This window comes from Aquitalea sp. ASV11 (assembly GCF_016429185.1).
In the GTDB taxonomy this organism is placed as follows: Bacteria; Pseudomonadota; Gammaproteobacteria; order Burkholderiales; family Chromobacteriaceae; genus Aquitalea; species Aquitalea pelogenes.
Map to the genome: position 1 here is coordinate 44013 of NZ_JAELUD010000023.1, position 12301 is coordinate 56313.

11 protein-coding genes are annotated in these 12301 nt (G+C 61.2%); 9 read left to right on the forward strand and 2 right to left on the reverse strand.

Annotation, left to right across the window (positions count from 1 at the left end; translation table 11 throughout):
• The first annotated feature begins 62 nt into the window (after positions 1 to 62).
• The 8 genes from JHD62_RS09750 to ggt all read left to right on the forward strand — a co-directional run bounded on the left by JHD62_RS09750 (position 63) and on the right by ggt (position 10559).
• Entirely contained in the window at positions 63 to 1322 is a 1260-nt protein-coding gene (locus tag JHD62_RS09750) for a glutamate-5-semialdehyde dehydrogenase (protein WP_199102722.1), read from the forward strand.
• 155 nt (positions 1323 to 1477) lie between these two features.
• Positions 1478 to 1951 carry a hypothetical protein gene (locus tag JHD62_RS09755; RefSeq protein WP_199102723.1) on the forward strand — a complete coding sequence of 158 codons (474 nt, stop codon included), beginning with the start codon at positions 1478 to 1480 and terminating at the stop codon, positions 1949 to 1951.
• A gap of 77 nt (positions 1952 to 2028) precedes the next feature.
• Positions 2029 to 2388 (forward strand): hypothetical protein, encoded by a 360-nt coding sequence (locus JHD62_RS09760; protein WP_199102724.1) that lies wholly within the window; start codon positions 2029 to 2031, stop codon positions 2386 to 2388.
• A 272-nt stretch (positions 2389 to 2660) separates the two neighbouring features.
• Positions 2661 to 3407 carry an alpha/beta fold hydrolase gene (locus JHD62_RS09765; RefSeq protein WP_199102725.1) on the forward strand — a complete coding sequence of 249 codons (747 nt, stop codon included), beginning with the start codon at positions 2661 to 2663 and terminating at the stop codon, positions 3405 to 3407.
• A 95-nt stretch (positions 3408 to 3502) separates the two neighbouring features.
• Positions 3503 to 4885, forward strand: a complete 1383-nt coding sequence (locus tag JHD62_RS09770) for a DUF2252 domain-containing protein (RefSeq protein WP_199102726.1) — start codon at positions 3503 to 3505, stop codon at positions 4883 to 4885.
• A 266-nt stretch (positions 4886 to 5151) separates the two neighbouring features.
• Positions 5152 to 6762 (forward strand): methyl-accepting chemotaxis protein, encoded by a 1611-nt coding sequence (locus JHD62_RS09775; RefSeq protein WP_199102727.1) that lies wholly within the window; start codon positions 5152 to 5154, stop codon positions 6760 to 6762.
• A 573-nt stretch (positions 6763 to 7335) separates the two neighbouring features.
• Positions 7336 to 8688 (forward strand): glutamine synthetase family protein, encoded by a 1353-nt coding sequence (locus JHD62_RS09780; RefSeq protein ID WP_199102728.1) that lies wholly within the window; start codon positions 7336 to 7338, stop codon positions 8686 to 8688.
• 152 nt (positions 8689 to 8840) lie between these two features.
• Positions 8841 to 10559 (forward strand): gamma-glutamyltransferase, encoded by a 1719-nt coding sequence (gene ggt / locus JHD62_RS09785; RefSeq protein ID WP_199102729.1) that lies wholly within the window; start codon positions 8841 to 8843, stop codon positions 10557 to 10559.
• Positions 10560 to 10573: 14 nt separating this feature from the next.
• Here ggt and JHD62_RS09790 read toward each other — a convergent pair whose 3' ends face one another.
• On the reverse strand, positions 10574 to 10888 hold the full coding sequence (locus JHD62_RS09790; RefSeq protein ID WP_199102730.1) for a hypothetical protein: 315 nt from the start codon (positions 10886 to 10888) through the stop codon (positions 10574 to 10576).
• A gap of 248 nt (positions 10889 to 11136) precedes the next feature.
• On the opposite strand from JHD62_RS09790, the gene JHD62_RS09795 reads away from it, so the two are divergent.
• Positions 11137 to 11595, forward strand: coding sequence for a universal stress protein (locus tag JHD62_RS09795; protein WP_199102731.1), 459 nt, complete (start codon positions 11137 to 11139; stop codon positions 11593 to 11595).
• 96 nt (positions 11596 to 11691) lie between these two features.
• On the opposite strand, the gene JHD62_RS09800 is transcribed toward JHD62_RS09795, so the two are convergent.
• Positions 11692 to 12301, reverse strand: a 610-nt coding sequence (locus tag JHD62_RS09800) for a TlyA family RNA methyltransferase (RefSeq protein WP_199102732.1), incomplete at its 5' end; no start/stop codon positions are given.

The window sequence follows — 12301 nt, forward strand, 5'->3', positions numbered from 1 at the left end:
GCAGCAGGTTTTGCGGTAATCTGGCTGACTACCCCGACAAGATCTGATTCAGGACATCCGCCATGAATGTGAAGGACTACATGCAGCGCGTCGGCCAGGCGGCGCGCAAAGCCAGCCGCGCCATTGCCAAGGCCGATACCCGCCAGAAAAACCAGGCACTCAATGCCATGGCCGATGCCATCGTGCGTGACAGCGCCAAACTGTTGGCCGCCAACCGGCAAGACCTGGACGCTGCGCGCGCCGCCGGGCTGGACGCCGCCTTCATCGACCGTCTGGCCCTGTCTGACGCCACCGTGGCCAGCATGGCCGAAGGCCTGCGCCAGATCGCCGCCCTGCCGGACCCGGTGGGTGAAATGGATGACTTCTGCTACCGTCCTTCCGGCATCCAGCTGGGCAAGATGCGCGTGCCGCTGGGCGTGGTGGGCATCATTTACGAAGCCCGCCCCAATGTCACTGCCGATGCCGCCGGCCTGTGCCTGAAATCCGGCAATGCCACCATTCTGCGTGGTGGCTCGGAAGCCTTCCACAGCAACCAGGCCATTGCCGCCTGTGTCAGCGAAGGCCTGCGGGTGGCCGGCCTGCCCGCCGAAGTGGTGCAGGTGGTGGAAACCACCGACCGTGCCGCCGTGGGCGAGTTGATCACCATGCAGCAATACGTCGACGTGATTGTGCCGCGTGGCGGCAAGAGCCTGATCGCCCGCATCAGTGCCGAAGCACGCGTGCCGGTGATCAAGCATCTGGATGGCAATTGTCATGTCTACATCGACGACACCGCCAATCCGGACAAGGCATTCAACATCGCGATGAATGCCAAGACCCAGCGCTATGCACCGTGCAACACCATGGAAACCCTGCTGGTGCACACCGCATTTGCCGAATTCATCCTGCCGCGCCTGGCTGAAGCCTACTGGGAAAAGGGCGTGGAACTGCGTGGCTGCGAACGCACCCGTGCCATCCTGGGTGACAAGGTACTGGCGGCGACGGAAGACGACTGGTTCACCGAATATTCCGCCCCGATTCTGGCCATCAAGGTGGTGAAGGATCTGGACGAAGCCATCGAGCACATCAATCACTACGGCAGCCACCACACCGATGCCATCGTCAGCGAAGACTACGGCCGCGCCCGTCGCTTCCTGCGTGAAGTGGATTCCTCCAGCGTGATGGTGAATGCCAGCACCCGCTTTGCCGATGGCTTCGAATATGGCCTGGGTGCGGAAATCGGCATTTCCACCGACAAAATCCACGCCCGTGGCCCGGTAGGACTGGAAGGCCTCACCAGCCAGAAATGGGTGGTACTGGGTGACGGTCAGGTGCGCGGCTAGGCCAGACAAACCATTCTGACAAACCGGCTCCGGCCGGTTTTTTCATGCCTTCGTACTGACAGACATCGGCAAATATCCCACAGCCATGCCAGCTGCGGCCCTTTATTCCGGCCACCGCTTGCCAGCCTGCAACGGCTTCTCTAGTGTAGGAAAACTTGGCAGACCGGGGGGTCATCATGCTGCAATGGCTGCTTGCCACGCTTCATCTGCTGGCGCTGGGCTGCGGCCTGGGTGCCATCGCCGCACGCGGGCGCAATCTGGCCGATCAGCCCGATGCCCCGGCCTGGCAGCGCAGCCTGCGCGCCAATAACTGGTGGCATCTGGCACTATGCCTGTGGCTGGCAAGCGGCCTTCCCATGCTGGGCCAGCACCCGGAGCAGCTGTGGATTTCCGGCAGGCTGCCGCCAGTGGCCCTTGCCAAACTATTGGGCTGCCTGCTGCTGTTCATGCAGGAATGGCGCAGCCTGTCCCTGCTGCGCCAATGCCGCGAACGACTGGAAAGGGGCCGCTTGCCCGCAGATGAGCTGCGCAGCCGGCTATACCGCGCCAGTCGCCGGCAACTGGCCTTGCTGCTGCTGTTGCTGCTGTTGTCCACCGCCTGGCATGCCGGGCTGTTCAACACTCCTTAACATCTGCCCGCCCGGAGGGCGGAACCAGCCCCCCAGGCACAGCACTCCATCCGTTTTTATTGTCGGGAAACCAACCCATGCCACCACAGACCCTGTCCCGCATCCTGCCTGTCCTGGCCTGCCTTGGCATTTTTTCCGCCAGCATCAGCGCGCAGGCAGAAAGCACCTTGCAATTACAGTCCGCCAAGCCGCCGGCAGAAATTGCCGAATGCTTGCAGCAAGGCATGCGCCGGCTGAAGATTCCCGACGATTATGTAAAACGGGACACCGCCAGTGATGGTGCCGCCGCCATCCGTCTACTCAATCCGGTCAGCAACAACACCAGCCTGCAAGTCAGCATCACACCACAAGCATCGGGAAGTCAGGTGCAGGTGGACCAGAACGGCATCCCGCTCACCCCGCCCTGGCAACGTATGATCAAACGCTGCGCCGAATGAACACACAGGCCATCCCCGGCCAGCCATGACAACCCAGCCGTCCTGCCGGATGGCTGTGGATAATATGAAAAACTGGCACAGATCAGTGGATAGCCTGAACAGTTCCTGCACAAGCTGTGGATAAGCTGTATTTTCATGCACATTTGCGTGACAAGCCCCATCACTGACGACGTAACACGCTGTGTACAAAGCGCAAGGCAATACCTGTACCGGTGGATACTGTGCACAGCCTGTGGATAGTTCTGTGGATAACATCCACATGACAAACGCCTGTGCAAGGGGCAAGATTCCCGTTTTGCCCTCCACCCTTCACCGCCATGTCCTTGTTCCCGCTTGCCTGCGATAACCATCTGCTGCACGGCGATCAACTGCATTGCCCGCAACCACGCACCCACCTGCTGTTGCTGCACGGCGCAGGCAATGGCCAGCGCGCGCCTTTCCTGCCCCTGCGCCTGACCTTGCAACAACAAGGCATTGCCAGCACCGCCTTTGATTTTGTCGGCCATGGCGACACCGGCGGCAGCCTGACCGGCTCCAGCCTGGCACACCGCGTCCGCCAGGCCGAAACCGTAATGGTTGCAGGCGGGCTGCACACACAGTCCCTGGCCTTACTGGGCAGCAGCATGGGCGCTTATATCGCCATCCGGCTGCTGGACGACATTCAATGCAGCCATCTGATCCTGCAAGTACCCGGCGCTTACACGCCAGATGCCTTTGCCGTCCCGTTCGGCCCGGCGTTCAGCGCCGTGCTGCGCCAGCAGGACAGCTGGCTGGATAGCGATGCCTGGGACAGGCTGGCTGGTTTTCGCGGCCATCTGCTGCTGGTGGAGGCAGAACACGATGCCGTGATTCCCCGCGCGCTGAGCCAGCGGCTGCATGACAGCGCCAGTCAGGCCAAAAGCCGTAGCCGCTTGCTGATTGACGGTGCCGGCCACCTGCTGGCTGCCCACTGGCAAGCCCATCCGGACGCCGCCCGGCGCTATCAGCAGCACATTGCCCGCTTCCTGTTGCAGGACTGAAGCCGCCGCAAGCAGCGCGCCATGCCACCAATCATCAAAATTTCATGACTTAACCATTACACTGGGGCTGACTGTCATCTATCAGGTTGCCTGCCATGCCCAGCACTACCCATCCTCAATATGAAAACGGCCTTGCCGCCGGCAAGGCCAGACGTGAACACTGCCCGCGCACCCGGCAGGCAGAATGCGTACTCAGCCCCAGCCGCGATGTGCTGGCCATGCTGCGCCAGAGTTCGGCGGACCGCGTACCCGGGCTGATTGGCCTGCGCTACCAGCGCATGCAGGCCTCCCCGTTTGCCTTTTTCCGCGGCATGGCCATGATCCAGGCTGCCGACCTGGCCGCCGGCCCTGACAGCGGCATCCACCTGCAAGTGTGTGGTGATGCCCATCTGATGAATTACGGTTTTTTCGCCTCGCCGGAACGGCAGTTGATGTTCGACATCAACGATTTCGACGAAACCCATCACGGCCCCTGGGAGTGGGACCTGAAACGTCTGGCCGTCAGCGTGGTGCTGGCCGCCCGCCAGCGCGGCTTTGGCACCGTCAGCGGCGCGCAGGCGGTGTACCAGCTGGTGGGCACCTACCGCCGCCGCATGCAGGACTACGCCCGCATCAGCCAGCTGGAATTGTGGTACAGCAAGGTGGGTTTTGAACAATTGCTGGAACGCTCGCCCAGCGACACGGTGCGCCAGCAATTGCTCAAGCTGGCGGACAAGGCCAGAAACCAGACGCAGGAGAAGCTGCTGCCCAAGATGACGGTGCTGGACAATGGCAATCTGCGCCTGCAGGACAATCCGCCGGTCATTTTCCACATGCAGCAGCAAGACCAGGTATGGGGCAATGACGAACACTGGCTGGGCGAAGGGCAGGCCCACGACCTGCTGCGTCCCATGCTGGCCGCCTACCGCACAACGCTGAAGGAGGATCGCCAGACGCTGCTGGACCGCTTCCGGCTGGTGGACGCCGCTTTCAAGGTGGTGGGCGTGGGCAGCGTGGGGACGCGCTGCCTGGTGATGCTGCTGCAGGACAACTACGACCAGCCGCTGTTCTTGCAACTGAAAGAAGCGCGCCGCTCGGTACTGGAGCCCTACACCGCTGCCTGCGTGCATGGCCATCAGGGCAAGCGGGTGGTGTTTGGCCAACGGCTGATGCAGGCCGCCAGCGATGTGTTTCTGGGCTGGACGAGCGGGCCGGGTGAACGGCACTTCTATGTGCGCCAGCTGCGCGACATGAAGGCCGCACCGTCACTGGAGTCATTCGCCAGCGCGGACAGCCTGGCTGCCTTTGGCCAGGCCTGCGCCTGGGCCCTGGCCAGGGCACATGCCAAATCCAGTGGCCGCGCGGCCGAACTGGCCGGCTACATCGGCCAGTCGGACAAATTCGACCAGGCGATTGCCAGCTATGCCACCGCTTATGCAGATCAGGTAGAACGTGATTTTGCGGTTTTCACTGCTGCTCTGGCAAAACAGGAGCTATAAACAAAAGAGTTAAAAAAACGACACAAGCGTTTGCCGGATTCGGGTTTTCAGCAGTTATTTTCCCCGGCAGACACGGTTTAGTATTAAAAATGCCACGGTATATTTTTAATGCCGATTGCAAAAGCGGACTTACTGCATCACCCCTCACCGGTCATTGCCCGAAAAACAAGCTGCGCTGCCTGAGCTGCTAGCCCGGAGAAGCGCAGCAAGACAAGGGGTCATGACGGTGTTTGACAAAACCAATACAGCCAAACGGGAAGACAATCGTGCGAGTCAATACCCGCCTCATCATCATCGTTGCAGCCAGCCTTATTGCCCTGATCGCGCTGGCGGCATCGTCCCTGTACATCACTCGCAGCACGCTGCAGAGTGAAAAACGCGAGCAGATCACCATGCTGTTGCGCATGGCGGAAAACACGCTGGACTACTATGCCAAGCAGGAAGCCAGCGGCAAGCTGACCCGCCAGCAGGCACAAGACCAGGCGAGCAAGACGCTCAAGGCATTGAAGGTGGATGACATTTACTTCTTTGCCCGCGACAAGGATAACCGGCTGGTGCTTCATCCCAAGGCGGAGCGCGAAGGCAAGGTGGACATGGGCAGCACCGTACCCGACGGCCGCACCACAGTAGCGGTGTATGACGAGGCGCTGCAAAAGGACCACTACGGCATCGTCACCATCATCACCTCGCGCGGGGCCAACAAGGAGCAATTGCCCAAGCTCAATGGCGTGGTGCGTTTCGACCCATGGGGCTGGACGGTTGGCACCGGCTTCTTCATTGACGACATCGACGCCCTGTTCTGGAAGCAAGGCACGGTACTGCTGGTGCTCAGCGCCGTGGCCGTGGTGACGCTGATTCTGCTGGGTACCGCCATGTCGCGCAGCATCGTGCGCTCGCTGGGTGGTGAGCCGGCCTATGCCGCCCAGGTGGTGCGCCATATTGCCCAGGGCGACCTGACCGAGCGGATCGAAGTCAATGGCCCGCCGGAAAGCCTGTTGGCCGCCATGCAGGAAATGCAGCAAAAGCTGCGGGAAATGATCAGCCAGATCCGCCAGTCCACCGACGACATCGGCGTGGCCGGCCAGCAGTTGTCGGAACAAATGCAGAAAGTGGACGAGGTCTCCGGTGTTGCCAGCAACTCCACTGCATCCGCAGCGGCATCCATCGAACAGCTGTCAGTGAGTATTGATCACGTCAAGGACAATGCCGGCGGCTCGGAAGAGGGCGCACGCCGCTCCAGCCAGCTGGCGCGCGAAGGGGAAGTCGTGGCCAAGGAAGCGGCCAGCGGTATCCAGTCCATTGCCACCCAGGTGGGCGATGTCAGCGACCTGGTGGGCAGCCTGGCCGAACGCACCCGCAATATCAGCGGTATTGCCGAAACCATTCGCGACATTGCCAACCAGACCAACCTCCTGGCACTGAATGCCGCCATCGAAGCGGCACGCGCCGGGGAAATGGGCCGCGGTTTTGCCGTGGTGGCCGACGAAGTGCGCAAACTGGCCGAGCGTACCGCGACCGCCACCGATGAAATCACCCATATCGTCCAGGCAGTGGTCAACGAAACCGGCACGGTAGCTGGCCGCATGGAAGAAATCCGCCCGGCAGTGCAACTGGGGGTAGGCAAGGCCAACCAGGCCGCAGAGACGCTGGACACCATCAGCCAGCAGGCCCATGCCGCACTGGAAAGCCTGCACGCCGTGGTCAGTGCCATGACCGAACAAAGCCAGGCCGGTGCCAATATTGCCGTCAGCGTGGAACAGGTGGCCGGGGTGGTGGAAGAAACCCAGTCCTCGGTGCAACTGGCGGTGGAGGCCATGCACAACATCGACAACCATGCACGGCAACTGAACGCTTCGGTATCCCGCTTCCGGCTGTGATGCGTTAAACCCGCCCCATGGCAAGCGGATGCCAGGCTGTCAGCAAGGGGCGGTGCAAATACAGAACTGAACCTGGCATTGCCGGGATGATTCGGGAAGACTGCTTGCCTGCACGGCCTTCCCGTTTCATCCCCACCACGCCGCCCTTGGCTGACATCAGCGCAGCACTGCACCGCAGGCTTGATGAATTTTTGATCACACAACAGCACCACCCCATGTGTACTGAGCAAACAGCCCAAGACCACAACAGAACCCGGCATCATCCAGCCTGTCTGGCAAAGCCTTTGCCTTAACACTCTTCCCGATAGATTCCCATCCATCCGCTCTTGCGCGGCCAGAATGCCGCGCATTCCACACCAAACACGTGCTGCCGTTTGTGATCATACTGTGGCCTGTCTCATACAGCAGCCTTGTATTTGGGCCACATCCGATCAACAAGGCGACGCCACGCTTGCCCTCCCCCCTGCCGGTGGCATAATGCCCACAGGGCCAAGCCCGCAAAATCAAAAAAATGCATGACAGACAGACAGGCAGATAGTTGAAACAATCAAGAACGCTCCAAGGGAGACCTGCATGTCCCAACTCTCCATCACGGCCGCTCAGGCCGAATGGTTGACGCAACAAAACGTCCGCGACGTAGAACTGGCCTTTGCCGATGTCAGCGGCTTCCCGCGCGGCAAAACCCTGCCCGCTCAGGCGCTGATCAAAGGCCAGGAATTACGCATTGCCCGCGCCGTGGCCATCCAGACTTGCGTGGGCGAATTTCCCGATTACCGCTTTTACGGCGAGAACGATCCGGACGTGGTACTGCGCCCGGACTTTGCCACTCTGCGCCCGGTGCCCTGGGCCAAAACCCCGCGCGCGCTGGTGGTGTGCGACAACATCGACCATGACGGCAGCCTGTCGCCGCTGGCCCCGCGCTCGGCACTGAAAAACATCCTGGCCCGCTATCAGGCGCGCGGCTGGACCCCGGTGGTGGCACCCGAGCTGGAGTTCTACATTTTTGCCGCCCATGCCGATGCCGATCAGCCCTACCAGGCACCGGCGCTGCGCACCGGCCGGCGTGAAAGTGGCTTCGATGCCTTCAGCTTTTCCACGCTGAACGATCTGGAAGGCTTCTTCGACGACCTGTACCGCGCCTGTGAACAGCTGGGCATCGACACCGATACCTATGTCCATGAAATGGGCCCCAGCCAGTTCGAGATCAACCTCAAGCACGGCAATGCGCTGGAACTGGCCGACCAGACCTTCCTGTTCAAGTACGCGCTGAAGGAAATCGGCTATCAGCACGGGCTTAACGTGGTATGCATGGCCAAACCGCTGTCCGGTCAGCCCGGCAGTTCCATGCACCTGCACCAGAGCGTGGTGGATGGCCAGGGCAACAATGTGTTCAGCCTGGCCGATGGCGAGGCCAGCCCGGATTTCTTCCATTACATTGGCGGCCTACAGCAATACCTGCCGCACCTGATGCCGCTGTTCTGCCCCAGCCCCAACTCCTTCCGCCGCTTCGTCAAGGGCCTGGCCGCGCCGGTCAATGTCAGCTGGGGGGTTGACAACCGTTCGGTGGGCATCCGTGTGCCGGTATCCGGCGCGGCTGCGCGCCGCGTGGAAAACCGCCTGCCCGGCTGCGATGCCAACCCTTATCTGTCGCTGGCCGCCAGCTTGGGCGCCGGCCTGCTGGGTGTGGAAGAAAAGCGCAGCCCGAGTGAGGCCGCCGTGGGTAATGTCTTCAACAACGATGACGCCGCCACCCTGCCCAACACCCTGGATGCCGCCTGCGCCCTGATGGCCGCGCACGACACCGCCAAACGCCTGTTTGGTCAGGAATTCACTGATGCCTATCTGGCAGTGAAAGACATCGAGCTGAGCCACTATCACAACCAGATTACCGCCTGGGAACGCCAGTACCTGACCACGCTAGCCTGATCTTCACCCAGCACACCAAGCTGCCAGCCGCCCTGTTGCGACTGGCAGCTTTTTTGTTGCCAACCGCGCTGGATTGACCCTGCAGAGCGCCTGAGCCACCATGCTGCTGTCCTGTACGGACCAGACTGCCAACCCCGTCCCCGAGGAATGACATGCGCTTTACCGCCCTGCTCTTGTTGCTGGTACCGCTGTGTGCACTGGCCGATACCGCAGCACCGGAAGCGGCCAGCGGCTTTCAGACCCGCCCTGCCGTTTACAGCCGCCACAGCATGGTCAGCACGGCCAATCCCTACGCCAGTGCAGCCGCACGCGATATCTTGCACCGTGGCGGCAGTGCCATTGACGCAGCCATCGCCGCACAACTGGTGCTGGGGCTGACCGAGCCGCAATCCTCTGGCATCGGCGGTGGTGCTTTCATGCTGTATTTCGATGGCCGCAAGCTCACCAGCTTTGACGGCAGGGAAACCGCCCCCGCTACTGCCGAGGCAAACCTGTTCCTGCAAAAAAACGGCCAGCCGATGGATTTTTACCGCGCAGTAGTAGGTGGCCGTTCGGTTGGCGTGCCCGGTGTGGTGGCCATGCTGAAACTGGCGCACCAGCGCGGCGGCAAGCTCGCCTGGGCCAGCCTGTTCCAGCCGGCCATTACGCTGGCACGCAACGGCTTTGCCATGTCACCACGCCTGCATGCCTTGCTGGAGAGCGAGCGCTTCTTGCAGCAAGACTCGCAGGCGCGGGCTTATTTTTATCAGGCTGATGGCAGTCCGCTACCGGTTGGCTCCCTGCTGAAAAACCCGGACTACGCCGCCACGCTGGAGCTGCTGGCGAAGCAAGGCCCGGCAGCGTTTTATCAAGGAGAGATCGGCCGGGCCATCATCGAAGCCGTCAACCATCACCCGGACAACCCCGGCCGCATGCTGGCGGCCGATCTGGCCGCTTACCAGGCCATCGAGCGCAAACCGCTATGCGGCCCCTATCGCAGCTGGCAGGTATGCGGCATGGATGCGCCAAGCTCCGGCGGGGTTGCCGTTTTGCAGATGCTGGGCATGCTGCAGCGCTTCCCCCTGTCCTCCATGTCGCCCACGGGCAGCAACACCATCCACCTGTTTGCCGAGGCAAACAAGCTGGCTTTTGCCGACCGCAACCGCTATCTGGCCGACCCTGGCTTTGTCAGCGTGCCCAGCCAGGCCCTGATTGCAACGGACTACCTGCAACAGCGCAGCCAGCTTATCAACCCGGCCCGCAGCATGGGACGCGCCACAGCGGGCGAGCCTTCCGGCATCCGGCTCAGCCGTTACGGCCGGGACAATGCGCCGGAATTCCCATGCACCTCGCATCTGAACATTGTGGATGGTGCCGGGCGGGTGGTCAGCATGACCAGCTCCATCGAAGACCAGTTTGGCAGCCGGCTGATGGTGAAGGGCTTTTTGCTGAACAACCAGCTCACCGATTTTTCTTTCCGTCCGGATGAAGACGGCACGCCGGTTGCCAACCGGGTGGAAGCACGCAAGCGCCCGCGCAGCAGCATGTCGCCCACCGTGGTGTTTGATGCCCGCGGGCAATTCCTGCTAGCCACCGGTTCACCGGGTGGCAGCCAGATCATCGGCTATGTCGGCCAGACACTGCTGGGCCTGCTGGACTGGAAACTGGACCCGCAGCAAGCGGTGAGCCTGCCACACTATGGCAACCGCAATGGGGATACCGAACTGGAAAGCGGACGCGGTCTGGATGCACAGGCCAGTACCTTGCAAGCCATGGGGCATGTGGTTCGTCAGGTGGAGATGACCAGTGGCCTGTCGGCCATCGTCAAAACCTCGCGTGGCTATGTCGGCGGAGCCGATCCGCGCCGGGAAGGCGTGGTGCTGGGTGATTAGACGGCTGGCCGCGCTCAGCGACGGCTGGCCTGCAGGCGCTGGGCCAGTTCGGCAATGGCGCTGTCCCGGTCCAGTGGCGGCATGCTTTGCTGCTGGGTGGCGCTGATCCACTTTTCCACTTGCGACCGATCTCCACGTGCCGCCTTGAGCAACAGGCCAAAAGCCTGACCGGTGCTGTGTTCCAGCGGCTCCACCGGGCGTGACTGGGTATGAGCCGCATAAATGCGACTGTCCGCAGCCGGACCCTGCTTGTTGCGTTTGCCGGTGTGACGCAGCCACAGCAGCAACAGGATGATGCTCAACAGGCTTAGCAGGACAAAAGTCAGCATGGCTTAGAAATTTCCCCTGAAAAAGAATGAAATTCGCAACATCAGTCTGTGTCGACTTATGTGCTTATTTTAATATTTGTGATAGATCAACCGCCTGCCAATTAGTTCGAGAGAGGCTAGTCTGCTCGCGAGTATGCTAAAACCAAACACAAGATGCTGTCGCCACGCATGCCGACATCATGGCATGCCTTGCGTACAGTACAGGCCAGCGCCGCTGGTTTACCGCCGGTATAGAAGAGGAGTATGCCATGTATCAACATATCGTGATTGCCGTAGATGGCAGCAAGACGGCAGAAAAAGCACTGGATGAAGCAATCCGCATTGCAAAAATAGCCAAATCGTCGATATCGCTGGTACATGTCGCCAGCTTGCGCGACATGGCGATTGAAGGTGTGGGTGCGCTGGATACCCACCAGTTGCACGATCTGGCTTTCAGGCAGGCACGCGAGCTGCTGGAGAAGGCAGAAAAACGCATCATCAACGAAGGCATTGGCCGGGTGGAATGCCATATTGCGGAAAGCTGGGAGGGCGGCAAGGATATGGCCGAATCACTGATCCGCTTTGCCGACAGCCGCCATGCCGAACTCATCGTCATCGGCACCCATGGCCGTACCGGCCTCGCGCATCTGCTGCTGGGCAGCTTTGCCGAAAACGTGATGCGCAAGACACATTGTCCCTTGCTGGTGGTACGCAGCAGCGAGGACTGACACAGCGTTTTTCATCCCACCGCACCACAACGCCACAGGCAAGGTGGCGGGTGCCATCCGCAGCGGCCCATGCCCCTGCGGATTTTCTTTGCCGGTTCAGAACAGCGGACGCGCCAGCACAAAGAATTCCTTGTTGCCATCGGCACCGGTAATCGGACTGTCAAACCAGCGCTCCACCTTCCAGTCCAGTTCGTCCAGGCAATCGGTGATCTTGTCCTGCACCCCGGCAAACAGGCTTTCATCGCGGACGATGCCGCCATGCCCCAAGGCTCCTCGCCCCACCTCGAACTGCGGCTTCACCAAGCCGAGCAGGCAGCCGTTCTCACCCAGCAAGGGCAAGGCAGACGGCAGAATCAGCGTGAGCGAAATAAAGGACACGTCGCACACCATCAGGTCGAAGGGCAAACCGTCATTGGCCTGCAGCAGGCGCTGGCGGTCCAGCTCACGCGCATTCACCCCTTCAAAGCAACGCACGCGCGGGTCATCCCACAGTCGCGGATGTAACTGGTCGTGCCCTACATCCACGCCAACCACATAAGCGGCACCGGCCTGCAGCACACAGTCGGTAAAGCCGCCGGTGGACTGGCCCACATCCAGCACCCGCCAGCCATGGATATCCAGCCCGGCTTCCTGCAGGGCGGCATCCAGCTTCTGTCCACCGCGTGAGACAAAGCGGTCGGATGGGTCCGGTCGCACTTCCAGCGGC